The organism is Pseudomonas sp. MDT2-39-1, from assembly GCF_054898085.1.
In genome coordinates, this window is the sequence record NZ_CM142716.1 from 3,688,169 (window position 1) to 3,713,198 (window position 25,030).

28 protein-coding genes are annotated in these 25,030 nt (G+C 57.9%); 7 read left to right on the plus strand and 21 right to left on the minus strand.

What is annotated here, in order from left to right; genetic code table 11:
- Positions 1-127: 127 nt before the first annotated feature.
- The gene (gene hemE, locus ACYZTM_RS17490; protein WP_461983708.1) at positions 128-1,195 is read left to right on the plus strand and encodes a uroporphyrinogen decarboxylase; all 1,068 of its coding nucleotides are present in this window, start codon (positions 128-130) and stop codon (positions 1,193-1,195) included.
- Positions 1,196-1,436: 241 nt separating this feature from the next.
- On the plus strand, positions 1,437-1,949 hold the full coding sequence (locus tag ACYZTM_RS17495) for a cytochrome b (RefSeq protein ID WP_461983710.1): 513 nt from the start codon (positions 1,437-1,439) through the stop codon (positions 1,947-1,949).
- A gap of 1 nt (position 1,950) precedes the next feature.
- On the opposite strand, the gene ACYZTM_RS17500 is transcribed toward ACYZTM_RS17495, so the two are convergent.
- Positions 1,951-3,180 carry an MFS transporter gene (locus tag ACYZTM_RS17500; protein ID WP_461989152.1) on the minus strand — a complete coding sequence of 410 codons (1,230 nt, stop codon included), beginning with the start codon at positions 3,178-3,180 and terminating at the stop codon, positions 1,951-1,953.
- A 166-nt stretch (positions 3,181-3,346) separates the two neighbouring features.
- On the opposite strand from ACYZTM_RS17500, the gene ACYZTM_RS17505 reads away from it, so the two are divergent.
- The 3 genes from ACYZTM_RS17505 to ACYZTM_RS17515 all read left to right on the plus strand — a co-directional run bounded on the left by ACYZTM_RS17505 (position 3,347) and on the right by ACYZTM_RS17515 (position 4,916).
- The gene (locus tag ACYZTM_RS17505) at positions 3,347-4,249 is read left to right on the plus strand and encodes a LysR family transcriptional regulator (RefSeq protein WP_461983712.1); all 903 of its coding nucleotides are present in this window, start codon (positions 3,347-3,349) and stop codon (positions 4,247-4,249) included.
- Between the two features lie 77 nt (positions 4,250-4,326).
- Entirely contained in the window at positions 4,327-4,632 is a 306-nt protein-coding gene (locus ACYZTM_RS17510; RefSeq protein ID WP_461983714.1) for a type II toxin-antitoxin system RelE/ParE family toxin, read from the plus strand.
- Complete coding sequence (locus ACYZTM_RS17515; protein WP_131061443.1) at positions 4,629-4,916, plus strand: addiction module antidote protein; 288 nt, start codon at positions 4,629-4,631, stop codon at positions 4,914-4,916. The genes ACYZTM_RS17510 and ACYZTM_RS17515 overlap by 4 nt, the downstream gene beginning before the upstream one ends.
- Positions 4,917-5,109: 193 nt before the next feature.
- On the opposite strand, the gene ACYZTM_RS17520 is transcribed toward ACYZTM_RS17515, so the two are convergent.
- From ACYZTM_RS17520 to ACYZTM_RS17530, 3 genes are all read right to left on the minus strand, one after another.
- Positions 5,110-5,931, minus strand: coding sequence for a hypothetical protein (locus tag ACYZTM_RS17520; RefSeq protein WP_461983716.1), 822 nt, complete (start codon positions 5,929-5,931; stop codon positions 5,110-5,112).
- Between the two features lie 159 nt (positions 5,932-6,090).
- A complete protein-coding gene (locus tag ACYZTM_RS17525; protein WP_109627596.1) occupies positions 6,091-6,345 on the minus strand; it encodes a hypothetical protein in 255 nt (84 codons plus the stop codon).
- Positions 6,346-6,378: 33 nt separating this feature from the next.
- A complete protein-coding gene (locus tag ACYZTM_RS17530; protein ID WP_461983719.1) occupies positions 6,379-6,747 on the minus strand; it encodes a DUF6124 family protein in 369 nt (122 codons plus the stop codon).
- Positions 6,748-7,193: 446 nt separating this feature from the next.
- On the opposite strand from ACYZTM_RS17530, the gene ACYZTM_RS17535 reads away from it, so the two are divergent.
- Entirely contained in the window at positions 7,194-7,784 is a 591-nt protein-coding gene (locus ACYZTM_RS17535; RefSeq protein WP_461989154.1) for a helix-turn-helix transcriptional regulator, read from the plus strand.
- A complete protein-coding gene (locus ACYZTM_RS17540) occupies positions 7,784-8,662 on the plus strand; it encodes a queuosine precursor transporter (RefSeq protein WP_461983721.1) in 879 nt (292 codons plus the stop codon). The genes ACYZTM_RS17535 and ACYZTM_RS17540 overlap by 1 nt, the downstream gene beginning before the upstream one ends.
- Positions 8,663-8,677: 15 nt before the next feature.
- Here the strand turns inward: ACYZTM_RS17540 and queC are convergent, their stop codons facing one another.
- The 17 genes from queC to ACYZTM_RS17625 all read right to left on the minus strand — a co-directional run bounded on the left by queC (position 8,678) and on the right by ACYZTM_RS17625 (position 24,899).
- A complete protein-coding gene (queC, locus tag ACYZTM_RS17545) occupies positions 8,678-9,376 on the minus strand; it encodes a 7-cyano-7-deazaguanine synthase QueC (protein ID WP_461983723.1) in 699 nt (232 codons plus the stop codon).
- Between the two features lie 132 nt (positions 9,377-9,508).
- Positions 9,509-9,763 carry a bacteriocin immunity protein gene (locus tag ACYZTM_RS17550; RefSeq protein WP_131061438.1) on the minus strand — a complete coding sequence of 85 codons (255 nt, stop codon included), beginning with the start codon at positions 9,761-9,763 and terminating at the stop codon, positions 9,509-9,511.
- 7 nt (positions 9,764-9,770) lie between these two features.
- Positions 9,771-11,102, minus strand: a complete 1,332-nt coding sequence (locus tag ACYZTM_RS17555; protein ID WP_461983726.1) for an S-type pyocin domain-containing protein — start codon at positions 11,100-11,102, stop codon at positions 9,771-9,773.
- 253 nt (positions 11,103-11,355) lie between these two features.
- On the minus strand, positions 11,356-11,802 hold the full coding sequence (locus ACYZTM_RS17560) for an excinuclease (protein WP_461983728.1): 447 nt from the start codon (positions 11,800-11,802) through the stop codon (positions 11,356-11,358).
- Positions 11,803-11,831: 29 nt separating this feature from the next.
- Positions 11,832-13,058 (minus strand): beta-ketoacyl-ACP synthase, encoded by a 1,227-nt coding sequence (locus tag ACYZTM_RS17565; RefSeq protein ID WP_131061435.1) that lies wholly within the window; start codon positions 13,056-13,058, stop codon positions 11,832-11,834.
- On the minus strand, positions 13,058-13,786 hold the full coding sequence (gene fabG, locus ACYZTM_RS17570; protein WP_131061434.1) for a 3-oxoacyl-ACP reductase FabG: 729 nt from the start codon (positions 13,784-13,786) through the stop codon (positions 13,058-13,060). Before fabG ends, ACYZTM_RS17565 begins: the two co-directional genes overlap by 1 nt.
- On the minus strand, positions 13,779-14,243 hold the full coding sequence (locus ACYZTM_RS17575; RefSeq protein WP_131061433.1) for a hotdog family protein: 465 nt from the start codon (positions 14,241-14,243) through the stop codon (positions 13,779-13,781). Before ACYZTM_RS17575 ends, fabG begins: the two co-directional genes overlap by 8 nt.
- Complete coding sequence (locus ACYZTM_RS17580) at positions 14,240-15,436, minus strand: beta-ketoacyl-[acyl-carrier-protein] synthase family protein (RefSeq protein WP_461983732.1); 1,197 nt, start codon at positions 15,434-15,436, stop codon at positions 14,240-14,242. The genes ACYZTM_RS17575 and ACYZTM_RS17580 overlap by 4 nt, the downstream gene beginning before the upstream one ends.
- Positions 15,433-15,915 (minus strand): hypothetical protein, encoded by a 483-nt coding sequence (locus ACYZTM_RS17585; protein ID WP_131061431.1) that lies wholly within the window; start codon positions 15,913-15,915, stop codon positions 15,433-15,435. The genes ACYZTM_RS17580 and ACYZTM_RS17585 overlap by 4 nt, the downstream gene beginning before the upstream one ends.
- 49 nt (positions 15,916-15,964) lie before the next feature.
- Positions 15,965-17,212 (minus strand): NAD(P)/FAD-dependent oxidoreductase, encoded by a 1,248-nt coding sequence (locus ACYZTM_RS17590; RefSeq protein ID WP_461983734.1) that lies wholly within the window; start codon positions 17,210-17,212, stop codon positions 15,965-15,967.
- Positions 17,199-18,359, minus strand: a complete 1,161-nt coding sequence (locus tag ACYZTM_RS17595) for a sodium:proton antiporter (RefSeq protein ID WP_461983736.1) — start codon at positions 18,357-18,359, stop codon at positions 17,199-17,201. Before ACYZTM_RS17595 ends, ACYZTM_RS17590 begins: the two co-directional genes overlap by 14 nt.
- Complete coding sequence (locus ACYZTM_RS17600) at positions 18,356-20,695, minus strand: MMPL family transporter (RefSeq protein ID WP_131061428.1); 2,340 nt, start codon at positions 20,693-20,695, stop codon at positions 18,356-18,358. The genes ACYZTM_RS17595 and ACYZTM_RS17600 overlap by 4 nt, the downstream gene beginning before the upstream one ends.
- The gene (locus ACYZTM_RS17605; protein ID WP_461983739.1) at positions 20,679-21,281 is read right to left on the minus strand and encodes an outer membrane lipoprotein carrier protein LolA; all 603 of its coding nucleotides are present in this window, start codon (positions 21,279-21,281) and stop codon (positions 20,679-20,681) included. The genes ACYZTM_RS17600 and ACYZTM_RS17605 overlap by 17 nt, the downstream gene beginning before the upstream one ends.
- Positions 21,278-21,703 carry an acyl-CoA thioesterase gene (locus ACYZTM_RS17610; RefSeq protein WP_461983741.1) on the minus strand — a complete coding sequence of 142 codons (426 nt, stop codon included), beginning with the start codon at positions 21,701-21,703 and terminating at the stop codon, positions 21,278-21,280. The genes ACYZTM_RS17605 and ACYZTM_RS17610 overlap by 4 nt, the downstream gene beginning before the upstream one ends.
- Entirely contained in the window at positions 21,696-23,240 is a 1,545-nt protein-coding gene (locus ACYZTM_RS17615) for an HAL/PAL/TAL family ammonia-lyase (RefSeq protein ID WP_461983743.1), read from the minus strand. The genes ACYZTM_RS17610 and ACYZTM_RS17615 overlap by 8 nt, the downstream gene beginning before the upstream one ends.
- Positions 23,221-24,168, minus strand: a complete 948-nt coding sequence (locus ACYZTM_RS17620; protein ID WP_461983745.1) for an LpxL/LpxP family acyltransferase — start codon at positions 24,166-24,168, stop codon at positions 23,221-23,223. Before ACYZTM_RS17620 ends, ACYZTM_RS17615 begins: the two co-directional genes overlap by 20 nt.
- Complete coding sequence (locus ACYZTM_RS17625; protein WP_461983747.1) at positions 24,165-24,899, minus strand: glycosyltransferase family 2 protein; 735 nt, start codon at positions 24,897-24,899, stop codon at positions 24,165-24,167. The genes ACYZTM_RS17620 and ACYZTM_RS17625 overlap by 4 nt, the downstream gene beginning before the upstream one ends.
- Positions 24,900-25,030 lie beyond the last annotated feature (131 nt).

Below are 25,030 nucleotides of genomic sequence, written 5' to 3' on the forward strand. Positions count from 1 at the left end.
GCATCAGCGCAAATCTAGCCGATGAACCCCGCGACAAATTGACCCGATAGACAAAAGGCACGGCTCTTGCCGTGCCTTTTGCGTCGCGCTCTGAGAAAATGCCCGCACTTTTTTTCCGGATGCCGACATGACTGCCCTGAAGAACGACCGTTTCCTTCGCGCCCTGCTCAAGCAACCCGTAGACGTCACGCCTGTCTGGATGATGCGTCAGGCCGGTCGCTACCTGCCGGAATACCGCGCCAGCCGTGCCAAGGCCGGCGACTTCATGAGCCTGTGCATGAACCCGGAGTTCGCTTGCGAAGTCACGATGCAGCCGCTCGACCGCTATCCACAACTGGACGCGGCGATCCTGTTCTCCGACATCCTCACCATCCCGGATGCCATGGGCCAAGGCCTGTACTTCGAAACCGGTGAAGGTCCGCGCTTCAAGAAAGTCGTCAGCACGATGGCCGACATCGAAGCCCTGCCGATTCCTGATCCGCACAAAGACCTCGGCTACGTCATGGACGCGGTCAGCACCATCCGCCGCGAACTGAACGGCCGCGTGCCGCTGATCGGCTTCGCCGGCAGCCCATGGACCCTGGCCACCTACATGGTCGAAGGCGGCTCGTCGAAAGACTACCGCAAGACCAAAACCATGCTCTACGACAACCCGCAAGCCTTGCACCTGCTACTGGACAAGCTCGCGCAGACAGTCACCAGCTACCTCAACGGCCAGATCATGGCCGGGGCGCAAGCGGTACAGATCTTCGATAGTTGGGGCGGCAGCCTTTCGGCGGCGGCGTACCAGGAGTTCTCCCTGGCCTACATGAAAAAAATCGTCAGCGGCCTGATCCGCGAGCACGAAGGCCGCAAAGTGCCGGTCATCCTGTTCACCAAGAATGGCGGCCTGTGGCTGGAAAGCATCGCCGACGCTGGCGCCGATGCCCTCGGCCTGGACTGGACCTGCGACATCGGCAACGCCCGTGATCGCGTCGGCAACAAAGTCGCCCTGCAAGGCAACATGGACCCGACCGTGCTCTACGCCAAGCCAGAAGCCATTCGCACCGAAGTCGGCCGGATCCTCGCCAGCTACGGGAAAGGCAGTGGCCACGTGTTCAACCTTGGTCATGGCATTACGCCGGAAGTAGATCCGGAACATGCGGGCGCTTTCCTGCGTGCGGTGCATGAGCTGTCGGCGCAATATCACGAGTAATTCTCATCTTGATTGCTGCCCGCGCGATAAAGCCGGGTGGCAATCACAAATTAAAGTTCTTCTAGTTGTTTCTATATTGACTGGGTGCTGACTTTTCAGTGGCAATTATTGTTTGCTTTCCTGCTTTTTCTGGCTGCTTTTTATAGTTGCTTACATTGTGCAGTATTTGCTCATTAGTGCTCATCTTGACCGTCTGTTTATAACTAACTTTAATCATGCCCTTAACTTAGAGTTGGTGGGTATGATGAAGATAAATGGTTATTCACGTGTACAGGTAGTGTTGCACTGGCTTTCAGCAGCAGTGATTTTATGGGCGTTGTTGTCTGGCTTCTATGTTTCTGTCGTTGAGGTGGCTCCGCAAACAAAGGATTGGGTAGGCTTCGTCAACGTTTCTGTGACCGCGTTGTTTATTCCAGTATTCGCCTTAAGGTTGTATCTGGTTTTAATGTCATGCGCCGATGACGAGCGCAACAAAACACTGATAGATCACGTGGCGTGTCTGATGCACAAAGCTATTTATATAGTTACCGGAATTGTTCTGATTACCGGGGTTTTAATGATGGATCGCGACATTAATGTGTTCAACTTGTTTTTAGTTCCGCAGCCCTTGGAAAGTTCATTGTGGACCGACAGGTTTTTTGCTATCCATGTCTGGACGTGCGCGCTGTTGTTGATATTAGTGGCATTGCACATTTCAGCCGTCATTAAACACGAACTATGCGGACGCAGAGTCCTGAAGCGTATGACTTTCTGACTCAGGCGGGTTGATTGCCAGGCAGGGTTGGCAGCTTCGCCAGTTTTAACGCCACCCACAGCGCAATCACCAGCAACGCAGCGATGAACAACCCGATCCCGTTCCATCCGCCCAAGTGCCAGAACACCCCGCCCGCCGTACCGGCGATGCTCGACCCGGCGTAGTAGCTGAACAGGTACAGCGAAGACGCTTGCCCCTTGGCCTTGATCGCCCGACGACCGATCCAACTGCTGGCCACCGAATGCGCGCCAAAGAAGCCGAACGTGAAGATCAACATGCCGATAATCACCACCGGCAATGGCGTGAACATGGTGAGGGCAAGGCCGGCAAGCATCAGCACGATTGTCGCCCACAGCACTTTTCGCCGGCCCAGCTTGTCGGCCAAAGAGCCGATTTTTGCCGAACTGTAGATGCCCGACAGGTACACCACGGACATCAGACCGACGAAGACCTGGTCCATGTGGTACGGCTCGGCCAGCAAGCGATAGCCGATGTAGTTGAACAGCGTGACGAACGCGCCCATCAGCACGAAAGCTTCAAGGAACAGCAGTGGCAGACCGGCGTCGCGAAAGTGCATGGTGAAGCCGTCGAGCAGGCTGCGCGGGTGCAGCGAGCGAGCGCGGAAGTTGCGGGACTCGGGGAGTATTTTCCAGAACACCGTTGCCGCGATCAGCGCCACACCGCCAATCACCAGCATCGCGGTGTGCCAGCTGACGAAGTCGATCAATACGCCCGTGATCAAGCGGCCACTCATCCCGCCAATCGCGTTACCACCGATGTACAAACCCATTGCCAGACCGATGTGCTGCGGGTGGATCTCTTCGCTCAGGTACGTCATGGCGACCGCTGCCAGACCGCTCAACGATAATCCTATCAGCGCCCGCATGATCAATACGCCTTCCCAGCTAGGCATCATCGCGCTGGCCATGGTGCACAAGGCCGCCGCGAACAACGCGGTCACCATCACTGGCTTTCGTCCGACGCGATCAGAAATCGGGCCAGTGATCAGCAGACCGATGGCGAGCATCCCGGTGGCCACCGACAGGATCAGGCTGCTCTGCGCCGCGTTGATCGAGTATTCGTGGGACAACAGCGGCATCATCGGTTGCACACAGTAAAGCAGAGCGAAGGTAGCGAAGCCGCCGGAGAACAGCGCCAATACCGTGCGCATGAACATCGGCGTGCCTTTTTCGATGTAGATCTCTTTCAATTCGGCGACAACATCGTCCACCGCTGCGGGCGAAACTTCATGGGCAAGGGGGGCGACAGCAGTTTTCACTTCGGACCTCGGAGGGCGCAGCCGGTCAGGCAATGAAAAAAGCATATAGCTGCCTAATGATTCAATCCAATATATTGTTCGACCTATTTGATAGGTTTAACGACCTAATGGAGTTTTCATGGAATTGCGTCACCTGCGCTACTTCATCGCCGTCGCCGAAGAACTGCACTTCGGCCGTGCCGCTCAGGTACTGGGCATCTCGCAACCGCCGCTGAGCCAGCAGATTCAGGCGCTGGAGCAAGAGGTAGGCGCCCGGCTGTTCGAACGCACCAATCGTCGGGTCGAGCTCAGCGAAGCCGGTCGGCTGTTTCTGGAAGAGGCGCGGCTGGTGCTGGCGCAGGTCGACAAAGCGGCGGATGTAGCCCGGCGTGCGCAGCTGGGTGAGTTAGGCGAGCTGAAGATCGGCTTCACCTCATCGGCGCCCTTCAACTCGACCATTCCCCAGGCGATTTTCTCGTTCCGCCAGCGCTTCCCGGCGGTGCATTTGAATTTGCGGGAGATGAGCAGCACCCAAGTGGCCGAAGCGCTGGTGGATGAGTCGATCGAGGTCGGCATCATGCGACCGCTCGGGTTGCCGGATTCCCTCAGTGTCGTGGAACTGATGCGAGAGCCGCTGGTGGCGGTGCTCAGCTCCAAACATCCGCTGGTGAACGACAGTGAAGAAGGATTGTTCCTGTCGGCATTGGCCCTCGAACCGTTCGTGTTTTTCCCGCGCAGTTATGGCAGTGGTCTGTACGCACAGTTGCTCAGCCTCGCCCGTGATGCCGGCTTCAGCCCGCACTTTGCACAAGAGGCGGGCGAGGCAATGACCATTATCGGGTTGGTGGCGGCGGGCTTGGGTGTGTCGGTGCTGCCGGCGTCTTATCAGCGGATGCGCATTGACGGTGTGGTGTACCGGCCGTTGCTCGATCCGGCAGCGGTGTCGGCGGTGTGGCTGGTGCAGCGCAAGGACCAGAAGTCGCCGATGGCCAAGGCGTTTGTGGAGTTGTTGACGAGGAAGGTTGAGCCGTTGAAGTCGTAACTGTTTTGCGATCATGGAATTTCGGTTGATTAAAATTCTTGGTTGAGCAGGTGTGGCTCAAGAGCTACACTCGCTGCATGACCGAGATCCTTCGAAGCTCAACATTTTCTGCCTGGCTATTGAAGCTGGCCGACAGCCGCGCCAGGATGCGTATTCAGGTGCGAATCGATCGTATGGCCGATGGGCAATTTGGTGATGTCAAAGCCATTGGGGAAGGGTTGAGTGAAATCCGCATCGATTACGGCCCCGGTTATCGGGTCTACTTCAAGCAGCAAGGTCGTCAGTTAGTCATCCTCCTTTGCGGAGGTGACAAAAGCAGCCAAACACGTGACATCAAACAAGCCAGGCTCATTGCAAAATCCTGGCAGGAGCAAAACCCATGACCGAACAATTCACTCGCTGGGACTCTGCCGAGTACCTCAAGACCGAAGAGGACATGGCCAATTATCTTGACGCTAGCATGGAAGAAGCGGGAGATGACCCAGCATTTATCGCCAGAGCACTTGGGACTATTGCGCGTGCTCGGGGCATGACCCAGGTCGCACGGGATGCGGGGCTCTCTCGGGAAAGCCTTTACCGTGCACTTTCGGGTGAAGGCAATCCGGAATTCGGAACCATTCTTAAAGTTATGAAGGCTTTAGGACTGAAGTTACACGCCAGTACCTGAGTCAAACCAAAAGAAAAAAGACGACTGGTGGTGTCTAAGCAATACTCCGCGCGTTCCCGAAAGGGGCTTGTGAGACTCTGAGGATCCTGGGCAACCAGCCATCGCAGAGCCGGACAGGTACAGGGCGATGACAAGCCGACCTGTTTGTGAAGGGCGCCGAAAGGCGTCCTTTGTCGTTCTCGAGGTGCCAGCCTCAGTCAACGCGTACCAGATTCCCACGCAATGCCACCCCGGACACCACCGCCTTCAGCGCCTCCAGCCCAGGTCTCTCCCCGTCGTCACTGCACTGGTAGTTCCCGGTGTCCTGGCTGAGGTCGCGTTTGTTGATGCCGGCGATGTTGATCACCGCATTGGCGCCGGCCTTCTTGGCCTTGCTTTGCAAGGTCGCCAAGGTCGATTGCAGGGCCCAGAAACAGGCGTCTTCGGCGGATTTGTCTTCGGCGTCGGTCTTTCGGCTGCTGCTCACCGCATTCAGCTTGCGCACCTGCGTTGGCAGCGCTTCTCCCGCCAGGTAGAACTTGACGCTGCCATCCAGCAGGCCGATTTTTGTGGCGCGTTTTATGCCTTCCTGGAAATCCTGGTAGGTCGGTTCGTAGGCACCTTGCAACGCGATGACCTGATCCACGTCCGGGTCGGAGGACAGTTGCATGACCACGTCGTCGCGCAGGTAGTTGATCCAGCGGTTGTAGGTGTCGTGGATCCTGCCGTTCTTGTAGTCCAGGCCGCGGCTGTCGCGGTAGTCCATTTCAAACGAGGTGGATGTGTAAGGGATGTCGATTTCGGCGTGGTGTCGGTCGCGCACCGTGATTGCCGCTTTGATCATGCCCGGTCGGGCCGACTGCACGACCCATTGGCGTTCAATCAGCGCAGTAACGATGGCGCGGCTCATGCGGTTGTCGGTCATGTCCTTGTCGCCGGGAAAGTTTTCCTTGGCGGTGTACACCGGGCTGCCGATGCAGCCGCTCAGCACAACGGCCATGGTGAACATTGCGCCGATGCGCTGAAACCGAGTCATTCCCTTCACTCCAAACGTTTTTCAGATCAGTGCCAGCGACGGAAAATCAACGAGGTGTTGACGCCACCCAAAGCGAATGTGTTGTTCATCACGTGTTCGGTGCGCATTTTGCCCGAACGCGTCAGCGCGGGTCGACCTCAATGAGGTCGACCTTCTTTTTTACGCCGAGAGCTGCATCTGTAATCGTCGTCCGACGACATCCAGCAAGTCGCAGCCGTCGCGCAGTGACGTGACTAATACGCGCGCCAACTCACTGTAGACCCCCTCGCTAAAGGCGAGACTCTCCAGCAGTTGAGTTGCCGTGCGGATCCGGTAGGCCGCCGTTTCATGCAACACGTCCAGCGGTGCTTCGGTGTCGATCAGCAGCGATGCGATGGTGCTATCGGTGCCGGTGATAGGCATATATCGATCCATGACAAACCTCCACTCGGTAAAAAACGCGACGACTCAGTGGGCATTATTGACTGGAGCCTCAGACATCCCACCAGGTGGGTCCAGGTTGTCCAGTGCCCGATTTATCAACAGTTCGGCCAGCACCGCCAACTGTTGGATTGCCAGTGCAATGTTGCGATGGGAGCTTTCGAGATTACGGGCTAGGTCCGTGCTCATGACATTGAGCGAGGCCAACGTTTCACAGGCATGGGCGAGCAGCGAAAGCGTGTCGATGCCGGGCTGGAGCGTGAAGAAGTAGCTGACAGGATCGGGTTGGCCGGGTTTGCGCAGTCGAGCACTGACGCGGTGTTCAGTGATATCGGATAGTTTGGGTGAATCAAGATCGTCGGCTGATTGTGGAGAGTCAGGGGTGTTCTTTTTCATAGTGTATCTCCCAGCAAAGTTTAAGAAGTGCAAGTCCATTGTTTTTTCTAGACTTGTTTTAACACTGTACGTCGGTTGCAAGAGCAGGGAAATAACCAATCTATAAATTTTATTGTATTAATCAAGTTATTGAACATTTGCATTGTTAAATGATTAATAGTTCTACGTGTTGGATTTTCTTCACGAAATTCATCAATCCTAAGCATAGGCGGCGCTCATCGGCGTGAACTGCTGAGGTCATGAGTCTAAAGGACTTCCTTGTTTCCGTAGGATATTTCTTTGCGTCAACGAGTTTTCCCTGTGCTGAAATATTATCTAACGCTTATTTTGAATAAATTTAATGTTGTTTTTTATGTGTCGTCTATATATAGGGTGCGGATAGTGGAAAAATTAACCGACGCTTTTCAGTCAGTGCGTTTATGAAGTAATCAGATGGTAACAATATGGTGCATAAAAAAGAAAAAGCAGAAAAACTGAAAAATAATATTAAGTATCTAATAAAGAGTCGTGGGGAGACACAGCTGTCGCTATGTAATTCCAGTGGATTGACTAGAACTACGATATATAACATTCTGGAAGGTAGGGTCGTTAACGTACAGCAGTCTACAATTATTAAGATTTCTAATTTTTTCGGTGTTTCTTATAAAGAAATAGAAAGTGTGGATTTTGAAGAGAAAGAGTTAATAGAAAGCAGTATCTCCTTGCAAGGGAATATGAATCCTGCTGCGGTCCCCATAGTCAATGAAAGCCAGCTGATTCAGAGTCTAGATAAGAGAATAGGAGAGCTGTCCACAATTCACCCTCTAACCTATTATTTTGGCGTTGCCTGTAATTTGATAGGTGTACTTCTGGAGAATGAAATCAGAGGCGCGAATGATTCTGGAGATTTATTAATAGTTAAAAAAGGCGTATCGAGTAGCGGTGGAGAGATGCTGGTGTACGATAAAAACACAAGAGAATTATCTATAGTTAATGATCTCTCAATCGATTCTGATGTGGTTTGTATTATTGGGGAAATAATGGAGGAAAGATTTTAATGGGTGGCGACGTTGGGGTTGAGAATAGGAAATACAAACTATTGGGGTTTGAGAATAGCAGAAGTCTCGCTGTGATTATGGTTATATCCACAGGAAAAATTGTTAAAATAAAATTAAGTCAGCTTTTGAAAAGTGAAATTGTTGACGATTTGAGTAGGGCGGAAATAAAGGATATATGCAGGAAATTCTATTCTCGAGGTACTGTGTTGACTGCTTATGATATGGCTGATCGCCACGAAGCTTCATGGATTATATATGTAGTGCTCAATCTGTTGCTTTTCACACTTTTTATTTTTTCAAATGTAGCTGCTGCAAAGCTAGTTTATTTGGAACAGTTCGATGTTGTTGTTACTCCCGGTGTGTTTATCTATCCATTGACGTTTTTAATAGTTGATTTGCTAAACGAATTCTATGGGTTTAGACTCGCAAGAAAAGCAATATTGTTTGCTTTTTCAAGTAACGCCTTTATTGTTGTTTTGCTAACTTTCACTAGCTTTCTCCCGGGCCTGCCTGGCTGGAGGCTAGATACGCCTTATGGTGAGGTAATCAATTATTTCTCGTCTGTGTTAGTAGCTTCCTCAATTTCTTTTCTTTTTTCTGAATATGTGAATTCGTATTTGTTGTGCAAAATAAAAGAACTAACGAATTCCAGATTTTTATTTTTTCGAGTGTTTTTAAGTTCGTTTTTTGCAGTGATAATAGATAGCTTCATTTTTTGCTTCGTCGCGTTCTACGGGGCAATGGCAAATGCAGAAATTCTAAATATCATTTATATTCAGATCGCCATAAAAATGTGTTTTGCAGTTTTTAACGTTTTACCTGCTTATGGAGCAAGGTCATTATTTAAAAAATATATGACTGGAGCAGAGGTCGTATAAGGCGGAGGTGTAAAATTATTCCAATTGCAGTTTTTCTTTCAGGCTTTCCATTACTGCTAATTTGTTCTCCAGAAACTCATTCATACCTTTTGTCCGAAGATTGCACGCATCACAGTCGCCGCATCCATTGCCTTTTATTCCGTTATAGCAAGTCAGTGTGTGGTGTTTAATTAGTTCAAGTTTTCCATGATGGTCTGCCAAGGCCCACGTCTCAGCCTTATTCAAGCGCATAAGCGGAGTATCAATGCGTACTTTATAATCCATGCCCAGTTCGACGGACCTGTTTAAAGATTTTACAAACGCATCGCCACAGTCAGGATAGCCAGAGCTCTCTGTCTCACAAACTCCTGTGATTACAGTTTCAGCGCGAACCTGATATGCATAAATAGAAGCCAATGTTAAAAATAAAATATTTCTACCCGGTACGAAGGTGTTAGGTACATTTTCTTCGGAACTGTTGACGCTTGGAATAGGGATGTTAGTGCGCGTCAGACTACTAATGGCCAGATCATTCAACATTGAAGTGTCGAGTACCTTATGGGCCGTCACACCGAGCTCTCTCGAAAGCTGCTGCGCCACTTCAATTTCTGCACGGTGACGCTGGCCATAGTCAAACGTAATACAGTGAATTTCATCGTAGAGCGGCAACGCGTGGATCAAGCAGGTTGTGGAGTCCTGTCCACCGCTGAAAACGATAACGGCCTTTTTAGTCATGGTTCGTTCTTCCTTGGGATTCCCCCGATGTGTCACGGGGGCATTGACCCTAGCGCGAAGCTCAAATTATGGCTGTGGGACGTTTCCGAAATTGGGTACCCCGCTTTCCTATGTTCAGTTCTTGCCAACAGGTCATCCTTCTTTGAACCCAGGCAACCCTTGAGCAGCACGCCATTCCTTTACTGTTTTTGTGACGCCTTCGGCAGAATTATCTGCACCTGGCTCTGGATAAAAAATCAGGTCGCTACCATCCGGGTGGCCAGATAGGCTCCTGAATTGTGCCAGTACCTCGCCGAGCTCTTCATCAGATCCCTCTTTGTTGATGGCACGAATTTGTTGAATGAACTTGATGAACTCTTTTTCGGTGTAATCGCTAATGGCTGCCATTTTGCACCTACATTTTTCTGTGTTGATTAATATGGTTTTTGGGGGTGTTCACACGTAGGTTATCTATGTCGTAGACAGCTCCACCATCGGCAATTCGCTCGAGGTGGTGTAGCTCGAAAGTAGTTCTGTTGCCTACCGCTTCTCGCTCTCGAACAGCAGGGGCGTTGCCTGACATTAGACGGTCCTGTGCGTCCTCATTGAACTGGCTTAAAAGCTCAGGATCATTTTTTACCGCTGTCCAAAATGCGGTTCTGAATGTTGTGAAGTTTTTGAATTCACGTCCTCGCAGTTCATCTGCTATTCGTATTGGGATTGGTGCACCTAGCCCGATATTTGCCCCAGCAAGCCAAGTCCCCGACACATCTTCCCCCACACCCGTGACGACACCGGATTCATGCCGGGCACTGAGCGCAATGTAAATCGGCTCAATCCTCGTACCCGGAAACCAGATAATCGCATCCTGATACTCGGGTGGGGGCTCCGGATTCACCAGTATCTTGTTGGCTTGGTCAGTGGGCGGATACACCCACACGGTCGGCAATGACGGGGCGCCTTCCAGTGCGGGAATGCCCAAGACCTCATCAGGGTTTGCCGCTGGCGTCCAGGTCAGGCCAATCCCGTTGCCGATGTCGGCAACAAACTTTTCGCCTTTCTTGTCGGCTCCAATGACCCGGACAAATTCCCATTCTTTCTTCCCGCCCGTGTAGAAACCGTAAGCGTTGACTGAACCATCAGGCAGTGTTTTCGCGTTGAGGCGGACGCGGGTTCGCCCCATGTCCAGTTCGGCGTATTGCTCGTTTTTGTAAAAGGCGCTGTCGGGGGAAAGGCTGGTATTCGGTATCAGTAGCGCAACGGTTCCGACGGCTGCGCTCGCCGCCACGACGGCTGAGCCTTCCAGCAAACACAGCGCAAGAGAACCGCCGAGGCGTTGGGCAATGGCGCTGCCCGTTGCCGAACCGGCCAACCATTTGAGCGGTAGACCTTCTGCTGTAATCGCCGCGTCTGTGCCCAGCACGGCCCATGATCCGTAGTTGGCGAGTCTTTCGAGCGGGACAAAACCGGCAGGATTGTTGTAGTTGATGACGCCGTCGGGGAGGTCGCAGCTTTTGGCGAACACGCAACCTTTAGTCGCGGCGTCTTTGCGCTTTTCGGATTGCCCGAGCAGGCGGTCTTCATACGCCTGTTGTCGGGCGAGCATGGCTTCGTAGGATTTTTGTCTGGCGTCACGTTCGGCCAGTTCGGTTGGGGTCATGTCTCGCAGGTAGCGAATTCCGATTCCACTACCGCCGCCACCAGTTCCAACTTCCCAGACTTGGGGGATGTCCTTGTCGCGCGCCATTGATGCTTTTCTGTATGAGGCTGAGGAGCCTCGAACCTACTTGGGAGGCACAGGTGCTGGCGTTAGGACGTTTCCGAAATGAGGCGCTGAAATTTCCTATTTCATATTGTTGCCGGAGGGCGCTCAGGGCTTTGCTGGGGGGGGGAGAGTCCCGGGCTGCATTCCCACGCAAAGCGAGCGCAAAGCGTGGGGATGATCAAAGTGCGGGAACAAAAAAGGGCGCCTCGTAAGGCGCCCTTTGTCGATTCTGGCGTTACTGAACCTTCGCCAAATCCCCTTTCAGCGCGACACCCGCCATGATCGCCCCTGCGTGGCATTCATAGGTCGTGGCGTCTTTGCGCTCATTGCTCTTGTAGAAGCTGACAATGTTGGTCACCGCATTCGCGCCGACGCTTTTCGCCGCCTGGTGCAGGCTGATAATTGCCGATTGCGCGACCCATTCACAGGCCACGGCGTCGGTCTTGTTGAAGGCGTTGGTTTTCTTGTTGGTCACGGCGCCGGGGCTGACGACGGTGACGTTACCGGCAGGCGCGTTGCCGGCGAGGTAGAACTTCACGCTGCCGTCGATTTTGCCGGTGCGGGTGGCTTCGGCCACGGCTTTGTCGAACGGCAGGTACACCGGTGTGTCGCGGGCCTGGCTGACGGCCGGCAGGGCGCAGATCAGCAGGGTGGCGGCAGCGGCGAGTTTCTTGAAGTGCATGAAGGTCTCCTTGACCCTGATTAATTCGGTTACGACCAGCGACGGAAAATCAACGAGGTGTTGACGCCACCAAACGCAAAATTGTTGTTCATCACGTACTCGTTGCTCATCTGGCGGAACTCGCCGCGCAGGTAGTCGAGCTTGCCGCAATGCGGATCGACCTCGTCAAGGTTGAACGTGTGCACGTACAGGTCACGATTCATCATTTCGATGCTGAACCAGGACTCCAGCGCACCGCAGGCACCCAGGGTGTGACCGAGGAAGCTCTTCTGCGAGCTGATGGGCATGTGCTCGCCGAACAACGCGCTGGTCGCCAGTGTTTCGGCAATGTCGCCCTGTTCTGTAGCCGTGCCGTGACCATTTACGTAGCCGATGTCTGACGGCTGCAGCCCGGCGTCTTCCAGCGCCAGTTCCATGGCTCGGCGCATGGTGGCCTGCTCTGGGCGGGTGGTGTGCTGGCCGTCGGCGTTGCTGCCGAAACCGACGAGTTCGGCATGGATGTGCGCGCCGCGTGCTAACGCATGTTCGAGCTCTTCGAGCACCAGCATGCCGCCGCCCTCACCAATCACCAGACCATCGCGTCCTTTGTCGTAAGGGCGCGGACTGGTTTGCGGGGCATCGTTTTTCAGGCTGGTGGCGTAGAGCGCGTCGAACACCATGGCTTCGGTCGGGCACAGCTCCTCGGCACCGCCAGCGAGCATCAACGGCAAGCGGCCGAACTTGATGGATTCGTAGGCGTAGCCGATGCCCTGGCTGCCGCTGGTGCAGGCGCTGGACGTCGGGATCAGCCGGCCGGTGAGGCCGAAGAAGATGCTGATATTCGCCGCGGTCGTGTGCGGCATCATCCGCACGTAGGAGTTGGCATTCAGCCCCTCGGCCACCGAGTTGAGCAGCATGTTGCCGAACGCCTTGATCTCGTCGGTGCTGCCGGTGGACGAGCCGCAGGCGACGCCCATGCGCCCGTCCTTGATCGATGGGTCACCCAACAGTCCGGCGTCGGCCAGTGCCTGTTCCGACGCGCCGACGGCCAGGCGCGAGACCCGGCCCATGCTGCGCAGTTGCTTGCGGGTCCAGTGGCTCGGGACCTTGAAGTCGTCGATAGGCCCGGCCAGGCGCGTGTTGAGTTCGGTGAACCGATCCCACTCGTCCATCCGGCGGATGCCGCTGCGGTTGGCCGCGAAGTGGCCGGCGATGGTGTCCCAGTCGCTGCCCAGTGAGGTGATGCCGGCCATGCCGGTGACGACGACGCGCTTCATCAGCACAGGCCTCCGTTGACGGCCAGAACCTGCCGGGTGATGTACGACGCTTCCGCCGACATCAGGAAATTCACCGCGCTGGCCACCTCTTGCGGGGTGCCCATGCGCTGTGCGGGGATCATTTTCATCAGTTCTTCCACTGGCACGTTTTCGTCGAGCATTGCTGTGTCGATCAGGCCGGGTGCGACACAGTTGACGGTGATTTTGCGCTTGCCCAGTTCGATCGCCAACGCTTTCGCCGCGCCGATCAAACCGGCCTTGGAGGCGCTGTAGTTGACCTGGCCACGATTACCGATCAACCCGGAAACCGAAGTGATGCAGACAATCCGCCCGGCTGCACGGCGCCGAATCATCGGCATCATCACCGGGTGCAGCACGTTGTAGAAACCGTCGAGGTTGGTGCGCATCACCACATCCCAATCATCCTCGCTCAGCGCCGGAAAAGCACCGTCGCGCGTCAGGCCGGCGTTCAGCACCACGCCGTAATAGGCGCCGTGCGTTTCAACGTCGGCTTCGAGGATGGCTTTGCAGCTGGCGCGGTCGGAGACGTCGAATTGCAAAATTCGAGCATTGCGCCCCAACGCCTGAATTTCGCCTTGAACGGCGATGGCGTCGGCCAGACCGCTGCGGCAATGCAGCACGATGTCATGCCCGGCCTGGGCCAGACGCAACGCGATGGCGCGGCCGATGCCACGGCTGGAACCGGTGACCAATACGGATTCAGTCATGGCTGGCTCCTTGAGATTCATGAAGATATTGCGCGGCCTGAGGCGGACGGAACACGTTCAGGCGGGCGGTGGCGTGAATGCCGGGGGCGTTGATGTGGCATTCGAACACGCCCATGCCGTTGTCGTCTTCCAGCGAGCGCAGTCCGTGGATGGTCAGCTCGGTGCCTGCGGGGAAGTGTTCTACGTTGCATTCGAATTTACGGGTGCCGAGCAGAAAGCCCAGCGCCACCGCATCGCCCCGCTGGCGCGCATGGCAACCGGCGTAGGCGGCGACACTCTGGGCCATCAGCTCGATACCGACCCACGCCGGCAGGCTGCCGTCGGGACGGTTGAACAGGCCCCCGGGCTTGACGGTAAGGCGGGTGTGAATCTGCTCGTCATCGAACGCCAGGATCTGATCGATGAGGATCATGTCGCCAGCGTGCGGCAGCAGTTCGGCGAGCGGCCAGTCAATCATGGGGCGTCTCCGATAATCAGGCTGACGTTGTTGCCACCGAAGGCAAAGGAATTGCTCATCAGATAGCGAGGTGCAATGGACGTCAGGCGGTCGGCCGGGGTCACCCATTGCAACGCCGGCAACTCGGGGTCGGGCTGGCCGTCCCAGACGTGGGGCGGCAAGTGGTTTTCCCGGTTGTTCGCGCTCAGGCTCAACCAGCAGAACGCCGCTTCCAGGGCGCCGGCCGCGCCGAGCGTATGACCGGTCATTGGCTTGGTGGAAGAGCAAGGCACGCCGTGCGGGAACAGGGCCGAGACCGCCAGGCTTTCCATCGCGTCGTTGTGTTGGGTCGCGGTGCCGTGCAGGTTCAGGTAGCCGATTTGTCCGGGCTGCAAATCCGCACGTTTCAGGGCTTTGCTCATCGCTTGCAGGGCGCCACGGCCGGTCGGTTCCGGCGCCGAGATATGGTGCGCATCGGAACTGGCGCCGCTGCCGAGCAGGGCAATCGGTTGGCTGTCGCCGGCCTTTTTGCTCATCAGAAACAGCACGGCGGCTTCGCCGATATTGATGCCGTTACGGTTGACTGAAAAAGGATTGCAGCGCTGCTCGGACACCGCTTCCAGCGCCGAAAAGCCGTTGAGCGTCAGTTTGCACAAACTGTCGACACCACCGCACAGCACGGCATCGCACAAGCCCAGATCCAGCAGGCGCTGGGCACTCATCAGCGCCCGGGCACTGGAGGTGCAAGCGGTCGAGATCACGTACGCCGGGCCGCTCAATTGCAGCCAGTCGGCGAGGAAGTTGGCCGGCGCGCCGAGTTCCTGCTGCTGATAGTCGTAGTCGGCAGGGAATTCATGTTCGCGGATGTAATGGGCCAGACCACGGCTGGCCTCATCGATGCCCGAAGTGCTGGTGCCCAGAATCACACCGATTCGATCACGGCCGTAAGCCTGGATCGCCGAATCGATGTCGTCGCGAATTTGCAGTGCGGCTTCCAGCAGCAATTGGTTGTTGCGGCTGCTTTGCTCGGCCAGTTCCGGTGGGATCGGCGCCAGTTCGCCACGCACCGCCGCCACCGGCAACGACCGCTCCGGCACCCAGCCGGACTCGCTGCGCATGCCTGAACAATCGCCGGCAAACAGGTTGCGGGCGACTTCCTGTTTGTCGCGACCCAGGGCGCAAATCACCCCGAGGGCGTTCAGATAGGCGGTCATGGCGTGTCCCCGCTCAAGGGCGTGACTTGATACCGGGGACCTTTGGGCAGGTTTAATTCAAAGCTCATCGGTTGTGAGTAACGGACTTCCCAGTGCGAGGGCAAGGTTCGTTGTTTGCCATGCTGCCAAGCGGTGGGGTAGTTGCCCGACAGCTCATCCTTGGGCGTCAGTGCGAACAGCAAGGCCGCGAACAGCTCCCGGGCTTCCGGGTTGGGCGGTAACAGGCCGTCGGCCTGCCACTGGCCATCGATCAGTTTTTGGCGTGCCTGCGGAATGCCCAGCAAGTCCATCATCGACCAGCGAATGCCAGGGCCTTCGCGCTGGATCACCAGCACCCAGTCCTGACGTTGCTCGGCCACCAGGCGCTGGATGTGCAATTGCAGGGGCAACGACAGGTTCGGGGTGTGCTCGGGCAGCGGCGCCTGGCTGGCGCAAGCGCTCAGCAACAGCAGGCAACCCAGGAGCAGGAAACGGATCATCAGGCATTACCTTCAAGGGGGGTGCGTCGCGAACAAGCGCTTAAGTCACTCATGTGACATCCCTTGCACAGAGTTCCGACAGCACGCGCAGCCGACGCTTGGGTTCGCTGACGAACGGATTGCGCTCGTCCCAGGCATAACCGGCGAGAATTGCACTGATCATACGGCGGATATCCGCTGAGCTGTCCGGATGGTAAATCACATCCTGGAAGGTCCCGGCGTACCAGCCTTCGACGTAGCAGCGAAAGGTGTCGACGCCGCGCTTGAGCGGTGCGGCGAACTCGGTCTGCCAGTCGACGCTTTCACCTTGCAGTTGTCGATGCAAAACGCCGGCGGCCATGCTGGCGGAGCGCATGGCGATGGTCACGCCGGAGGAGAACACTGGGTCGAGGAATTCTGCGGCGTTGCCGAGCAGCGCAAAGCCCGGGCCGTGCAAGGTTTTGACGTTGGCCGAGTAGCCGCCGATGGTGCGTGCCGGCGTGTCCCACACGGCGTTTTTCAGGACGCCGGCCAGGCTTGGGGTTTCAGCGATGAAGCCGCGCAGGCACTCGTCAAGATTCTCCATGCGGCCTTCGAAGTGTTCGGCGGCCGCAACCACGCCCACCGAGCACCGGCCATTACTGAACGGGATGGTCCAGAACCAGATGTCGCGGTGGGTCGGATGGGTGGTAATGAGGATTTTTTCGCGCTCGAAGGTCGGGCTGTCGATATGGTCTTCGATGTGGGTAAACACGGCCTGGCGCACCGGGAAATTCGACGGTGCTTCAAGGTCCAGCAGACGTGGCAGCACGCGACCGTAGCCGCTGGCATCGAGCACGAAATCAGCTTCGACGCGGTACTGGCTGCCATCCTCGCGAAGCACATCGAGCTGCGGCTTCGGCAGGTCGAAATCGGCGCTGACGATGGCTTCGCCATAACGAACGTCGACGCCTTGCAGCGCAGCCTGATCGGCCAGCAGTTTGTCGAAATCGGCGCGCTGGACCTGGAAGGTGGTCGGCTTGCCGTTGCTGAACGTGTCGCCGAAATCAAAGGCGCTGTAGTGCTCGCCCCAGGCGAACGCGGCGCCGTTTTTCAACTGGAACCCGGCGGCGTTCACTGCGTCGAGCATGCCGGCTTCTTCGACGAAATCCAGGCAGTGCGACAACAGGCTTTCACCGATGGAAAACCGTGGGAAGTGCTGGCGTTCGATCATCAGCACGTCGTGACCTTTGCGCTTGAGCAGCGCGGCGGCAATGGCGCCCGAAGGACCCGCGCCAATGACGACGACCTGGCGACGTTCCATTTCAACTGTTGGCACGGGGGCTCCTTGCCGGGGCGGCGAGATTCAAAGGGGTTTGGTGCATGCCAGCGAGTGCCGGCAGCAGTGTGGCGATCAGGCCCATCACCATCAGCGCGAAGTACAGCGCCGGGCTGATGAGTTGTTGTTGCAGCAACAGGTTGAGAAAGACGATCTCACTCAAGCCGCGAATGTTCAGCAGCAGGCTTTCGCGCCAGCGACTGGCGCCTTCAAACGAGGCGCCAGCCCAGCCGAGACCGAGCCAGTTGCCCAGCAGTTTGCTGGCAATCGGCAACAGCAGCAGCGCTGCCAATTGTACCCAGCCGAGACTGGCCATGGCGGCGTGGACATTGATCTGCACGATGCCGAAGGTGAGGATCAGCGGAATGGCGATCCACGTCTGTAGACGGCTCATCCAGATCGCCGGCAACGGCAACACCAGCGGCACTTTCAGCGCGGCCATGCACAGCAGATAACCGATGCCGAAAATCAGTGCGTTGAGCTTGAAGTGTTCAGCGACCACCAGCAGCGCGAAGAAGCAGCCGCTGTGCAGCAACCGTTGACGCATACCCAACAGGCGCAACAGCACCGGCAGACAGGCGCCAACCAGCGGCAGCAACAGACTGCTCAGGTGCAGGCTGCCCTGAGCGAAGCCGAACAGCGTCCAGCACGTCAGGTCGATGAGAATCGCGGTTTGCACCAGGCGCCGGGTGGCGTCGGGTGGGTAGTTGATGTGTCGCAGGTACAAAAACAACACCGGAATGGCGGTAATGGCGAACACTAGACCGACCGCCAGCGAACTGATCCACGGTTGCGGCGGCAACAGCCAGACCGACGTGACGAGCCCGCAGGTGAACGGAATGGAGAAACTCGGCAGGGCGATTTTCAGGCTCTGGCGATCCAGCCGCAGGTCAATCACGTCGCTGAGAATGTGCCCCAGCAACAAGGCAAAAGCGAGGCTGTAGAGGTTTTTCAGCCACACTGGCGAGATCAGTTCGGCGCCACTGAGCTGCCAGCCCGGCTCGATCCAGAAGTACATCAGCAACGGCAGGCCGAAGGTCGCCAGCAGCAACTGGCTGACGATCGGGATCAGGCCAAAGTGCCGACCCACGCGGGTGGCTACGGCAAACATCGCCAGGGCCATCAGCCAAAACAGGGCAATCATCATGCTGCTGGCTCCACGACGGCGGCGGCATGCACCCGGCGGCCGGCCCACGGCGCAAGGATGAAGCTGAAGGCCAGGCCGAGGCTCACCGACAGACCGAAGTTGCTCACCGCCGGCGTGCTGGACACCGCCAACAAACCGAACGACAGCCACGTGGTCACCGCGGCCAGCAAGGTGCCCAGCAGGCTTACGGCGGCGCCGCCGACCTGTTCGCGCATGAGGATCGCGTAATCGACGCTGATCGCCGTCACCAGCAACAGGCCAAACAGGCTGAACAGCGTCAGCGGTTGCCCCATCCAGCCAAGGCTGGCGAGGCTGCACAGGGCGGCGAGCAAGGGCAGCGAGACGATGCGCAACGCACCACCGAAACCAAAGGGCAGGATCAGCACCAGCACGATCAACACGCAGGAGGCGAGTTTCAGCTCCGCCGCGCTGATCTGTGTCGCGGCGAAAACGCTGTTCAATTCACCAAGACGGTCGACCAGTTCGACGCCCGGCAAGTCCAGCGCCTGAACCCGCAACAGCGCAGGATTGTTCAGGCCTTGCAGGCTGACCATTGCCGCCACGCCGTCATCGGTCGGCCCCAGCCACAGAGTGCGATAAGGTTCCGCCAGCGGACCGACCAGCGATGCGTCGATGTCTTCGACGGGCAGCGCCTGCAACGTTGCAAGCTCGGCCTGCAGTGCTTCTGCCGGTACGCCGAGGTCGAGCAAGGGCTGCCAGAACTGCGGCAACTTGCTCAATGCGTCGCGCACTTTGTGCTGATCGCTCGGTTGGCTGACCAGTTGATTCAGTGACAGGTAACCCTTGAGTTTTTCCAGGTTGACCAACTGATCCAGCCGCTCGCTGAGCGCGGTCTGGCGTTCGAGCAATTCCTGCTGATTGGCCGCGCGCACCAGGAAGAACTGGCTGGTCGGCTGATAACCGGTGATGCGCGCAATGGCCTGGGCTTCGTCGGTCAATTGCTGGGGAGCGCCGATCCACTGACGGATATCGTTTTTGCTCTCGAGCTGCAACAGACCGCCGACGCAGAAGGCAATCAGCAGCGCCAGCAACACCGGCGTACTCACGTGTTTGAGCAGCGCTTCGCGCAGGTTCAGCAAGCACTCGCAGACACTCAGCGGCCAGTGCGCCGGTCGCAGGTTCACGCCCTTGAGCAGCGCTGGCAACAGGCACACCGCAGACAGGTAGGCGCCGAGCAGGCCGGCGGCGGAGAACACCGCAATCTGGGTCAGGGCCGGGAACGGTGTCCAGGCCAGGGCCAGGTAGCCGATGCAACTGGTGATCAGGCTCAGCGTCAGGCCCGGCAGGGTCAGGCGTAATGCCGGCCAGCTGTTCCAGGGTCTCATGCTCCAGCTTTTCGACAGGTAATGCAGCGGGTAATCGACGGCCACGCCGATCAGGCTCGAACCCAGCACCAACGTCATCACATGCATGTGACCGAACAGCGCCACGCACGCCACCGCACCAAACAGCATGCCCACCAGTACCGGAACGAAAGCGAGCAAGACACGCCAGCGGCGGAAGGCCAGCAACAGCAGCAACAGAATACCGACAGTGGCGCCGCCTCCGACCCATGTCATCTCGCGGGTGGCCTGTCGCTGACCGTTGGCCGCGTACAGCAGACCGCTGGCGGCGAGCAATTGCACGTCGGCCTGAGCCGCTTCTTCGCGGCTGTGTTCGAGCAAGTCCGCCACTTGCAGCGGCAGGCTCATGTCGAAGGCGTTGCCGGTGGTTTTTGCCCGCAGCAACACCCAGCTCTTGCCGTCGGCATCGGCGACCAGTGCACCGCTGCCGATGTCCAGTTGCACGGCGCCGTGTTGCGGCTGGCTGTTCTGGATGCGCCCGGTCAGGCCCAGCCAGTCATCCTGGCTCGGCACCAGGCTGAAACCGGTAAACGGATCGAACAGCGCTTGCACGCGTTGCTGGATAAAGGCGTCGGGATGTTCGATCAGTTGCTGCCGGTCCATCGCCGAGAGCATCGCCAATCGGCCCTGCAGCAGTTGCGTGCGCAGCGCGGGTAAGTCGGCTTGCAGGTTCCACTGAACCTTCTCGAACAAACCACTGGCCTGCCACTGCTCGCCCAGTTTCTGCGCCATGGCGACGGCTTGCGGTCGATCCTTATGGCCAACCAGCACCAGCATTTCGCGGTTCAGCGGTTCTTGCATGCGTTGTTCGGCGCGCAGTTCCAGCGCGTCTGGCGCCGTGCCCGGCACCAGGTCCATCAGGTTGGCCGACAGCGGTGCGCCGTCACGCCATTGCCAACCGGCGAGCGCGAGCACCGCCAGCAGCAGGATCAGAAACAGCCACGGAAGCCTGCGTTCACTCGGCAAAGTCATGTTGCTCCGTGTCGCTCAACGGTTGGGCGCTGGTGCTGTCCTGCATGCGCAAAAGGGTGCTGTCGCCCTGGGTTTCCAGCAGTTCGATGCTGTGCACCAATTCGCTGCCGGTGATGTTGATCTGGTTGAACACTTGCTTGAGCAGCAATGAACGCGGGATCAGTGTCAGCTTCCAGTTCTGCGCGTCGCCGCTAAGGGACAATTCAAAGTCCCGTTGCAGTCCGCTGCTGTCACCTTGCAATACGGCGAGGAACAAACGGTTCTGCTCGGCGCCAGCGCTCTTGCTCGGGAGCATTTGCCAGCCGCTGGCGTCACGTCGGGCGATGCCTTTGGCGCTGATGCGGTAATCCTGTTGCAGCGGGGTTTTCAGCAACCACAGCAATCCGTGGTTTTTAGCGAGGACGAACGTGCCCTTGCTGGTCAGCGGCTTGGGCAACGCGCGCAGGTGTTTTTCCTGAATGAAATTGCCGTGTATCACATCAGGCTTGGCCAACTGATCGCTGAGCTGTTGCAAATCGAAGGCGTGAGCAATCGATGACAGCCCGAGCAGTGCCAACGCGCCGAGGCATTTGAAAAACGGGTTCATGCGAGCATCCTTTCAACGGCATCGGTGAAGATCTTCGGTGAGGCCAACTGCATTTCGCGGCTGCCCATGTCGACGGCGACCTGCACCGAGCTGGCGCGGGTCAAACGCTCACCGGTTTCCAGGTCGCTGATCAGGTAATTGATCTTCAAACGGTTCTCCCACTCCACCAAATTGGCGCGTACGTTCAGCTTCTGTCCGAACACGGCGCCGCGCACATAGCGCAATTGCAGGTCGATCACCGGCCAGGCGTAACCCGACTCGACCATGGCGGTGTAGTTGTGGCCGATCTTGTCCAGCAGCGCACAACGGGCGACTTCCAGGTATTTGACGTAATGGCCGTGCCAAACGACGTTCATGGTGTCGACGTCAAAGAACGGCACGAGGATTTCCGTATCGGCGTGAAGCACTCCCTTGCTACGCATGCAGCCTCCAGTGTTGCTCGGCGATACGCTTGAGGCACAGACGCAATTCGCCTTCCAGGGCGCGGTCTTCTATGACCGGCGGGAAGTCTTTTGCCAGCTCTTCGTGCATGGCGGCCAGGGCTGGCGGTAACGGACGCGCGTCCTCGGCCTTGCTGCGCAGCCACACGCCTTGGTTGGCGGCGAGCAAGGTGGCGGCGGCGACCTGTTCGGTCAGCTCCAGTACGCGGATCGCATCGCGGGCGGCGATGGTGCCCATGCTCACCTTGTCCTGGTTGTGGCATTCAGTGGAACGCGAGAAAACGCTGGCCGGCATGGTGTTTTTCAACGCTTCGGCGGTCCAGGCGCTGGTGCCGATCTGCACGGCTTTGAAGCCGTGGTTGAGCATCGCCCGGTCAGCGGTGGCGCCGGACAGATTGCTCGGCAAGCCATGGTTGTAGCGCTCGTCCACCAGCAGCGCGAGTTGGCGATCCAGCAGATCGGCCACGTTGGCCACCAGGTTTTTCAGGCTGTCCATGGCGAACGCAATGTGGCCACCGTAGAAGTGCCCGCCGTGCAGCACGCGTTCGGCTTCGGCATCGATGATCGGGTTGTCGTTGGCGCTGTTGAGCTCGATTTCGATGAAGGAGCGCAGCCAGTTCAGGCTGTCGGCGAGCACGCCGAGGACGTGCGGCGCGCAACGCAGGGAGTAGCGGTCTTGCAGGCGATGCAGCGGTGCGGTCGGCGCGTCGATCGCCAGATCCTTGCGCAGCCACGCGGCCACTTGCATCTGCCCCGGATGCGGTTTGGCGGCGAACAGGCGTTCGTCGAAATGCTCTGGATTGCCTTGCAGCGCGACCACGTTCAGCGCAGTGATGCGCGTGGCGAGTTGCAGCAGGTAATCGGCGCGGGCGTAGGCCAGGCAGGCGAGGCCGGTCATCACGGCGGTGCCGTTCATCAATGCCAGCGCTTCTTTCGGGCGCAGCACCAGCGGTGTCCAGCCGAGTTCGCGATGGACGTCGGCGGCTTGCCAGCGCTCACCACGGAACATCACTTCGCGCTCGCCGGACAAGGTCGCGGCGACGTAGGACAGTGGCGTCAGATCACCGCTGGCGCCCACCGAACCTTCTTCCGGGATCAGCGGCAGGATGTCGTGTTCGAGAAACGCCTGAAGGCGTTCCAGCAGTTCCACGCGCACCCCGGACACGCCGTGGCACAGCGACTGCAAACGCGCCGCCAGCACCGCGCGCGTGGCTTGGGCGTCGAGCAGTTTGCCCAGGCCGCAGCCGTGGAACGTGTACAGATGACGGGGCAACGCCTCGACGTGGTGCAGCGGCACCGCGACCACGCAGGAGTCGCCGTAACCGGTGGTCACGCCATAGATCACGCCTTCCTTGTCCAGCAGGGAATCGAGGAATCGTGCGCCCTTGGCAATGCGCTCACGGTACGCAGGGTCGCTTTGCAACTGCGTCGGCACCTGACGGTTGGCCGCGGCCAGCACGTCTTCGATGCGCAAAGGGAGTTCGCCGAAGGTTACCGGCTCAAGCGTTGGCGTCGTCATCGGTCTTCCAGAAAGGGTAAAAGTTGAACCATTGTCGGGGCGCTTCGAGGCAATAGTGACCCAGGCGTTCGGCGTAGCGGGAAGCCCACTGATGAATGACCTGTTCGCGGTCGCTGCGTTTCCACACCACGGTCTCGGCAAACGGTTCGAGGGTCACTCGATATTGGCCCGTCGGTTTCTTCAGGCACATCAGCAGATGGATCGGGCATTTCAGCAAGCCGGCCAGCAGCCACGGTCCTTGAGGGAACGCGGCCTGATGACCGAGGAAGTCCACGGTCACGCTACGCCCACCATGCAAGGGGACGCGGTCGCCGGCAATCGCCAGCCACTCGCCACGTTCCAGGCGTTCATGCAGTTGCAGCATGATCACCGGGTCCAGCTCACTGACCTGAATCAGCCGCAAATTGGTCGCGCCGGCTTCGCCCAGCAAACGGTTGAACTGCTCGGCGTGCTTGGTGTGCACCAGCACGTTCATGGTGACCTTCTCACCGATTTCCGCCAGGGCGCGACAGACTTCGAGATTGCCCAGGTGCGCGCCCACCAGCATCTGCCCGCGAGTGCCGCGCAGCTGAGTGCGCAGCAGCGCCGGGTCGACGATTTCGATCTGCTCGATGCTCAGCTTGCCGTTCCACACGTCGAGTTTGTCGAGCATCGAATCGGCGAAGGCCATGAACTGGCTGAACACTCGCCAGTGGGTTGGACGCAATTCGCTGCGACCGCTCCAGTCCGCGAGGCGCTGCTGGTATTGCCAGGCGCTGCGGCGGGCGCTGCGACCGAACAGGAAAAAGTACAAAACGATGCCGTACAGCAGCGGACTCAGCAGCCGCCGGCCCAGCACTTTGGCGCCGAATGCGGTGAGCTTCATCAGCCAGAAACTGCCGCGCTCCTGACGGTCGGCCCAGTGCTGTTTGTCTGCGTTGCTGCTCATGCTCGCCACCGTCGCCAGAGGATCACCGGCGCCCGCAGCAACATGCCGAAGAACAGCCGGGTGTGCATGATCGAAATCAGCACATTGTCGTGGAACATACGGAAATGCGAGACACCGTCCTGCGGGTAATGGACCTTGGTCGGCAGCCACTGCATCGGCAGATTGCGCCAGGCCAGCCGCACGAGGATGTCCGAGTCGAAGTCCATGCGCTTGCCGATCTTCGCCGAGTCGATCAGCGCCAGGGTCGGGGGTAATGGGTAGACGCGGAAACCGCACATGGAGTCGCGGATCTGCAATGAAAGCGTGTTGATCCACACCATCACGTGCGTCAGGTAGCGGGCGTACAAACGGCCTTTCGGCACGCTGGCGTCGTATTGGGGATAACCGCAGATCACCGCATTGGGATGAGCGCGTGATTGTTGGATGAAGGTCGCGACGTCTTGCAGGTCGTGTTGGCCATCGGCGTCCACCTGCAAGGCGTGGCTGAAGCCCAGGCGCGAGGCTTCACGCAGGCCGGTCATGACCGCACCGCCCTTGCCCTGGTTGGCGGCGAGGCGGATCAGGTTGACCATTTCACGCTGGGCCAGTCGGTCGAGCACTCTGGCGCAGGGTTGGTCGCTGGCGTCGTCTACCAGAATGCACGGCAGGCCGCTGGCGATCAACGCGTCGACCACCGTGGTAATCGCGGTTTCGTGGTTGTAGACCGGGATGATTGCGCAGGGGTTATGCATGTCGGCGCACGCCTGAAAAACCGAGGTGACTGCATCGCGAGCAGGCTCGCTCCCACAGTAGGGCCGCGTTGTTTACATATCCAATGTGGGAGTGAGCCTGCTCGCGATTGAGTGCGCAGCACTCACCAAGG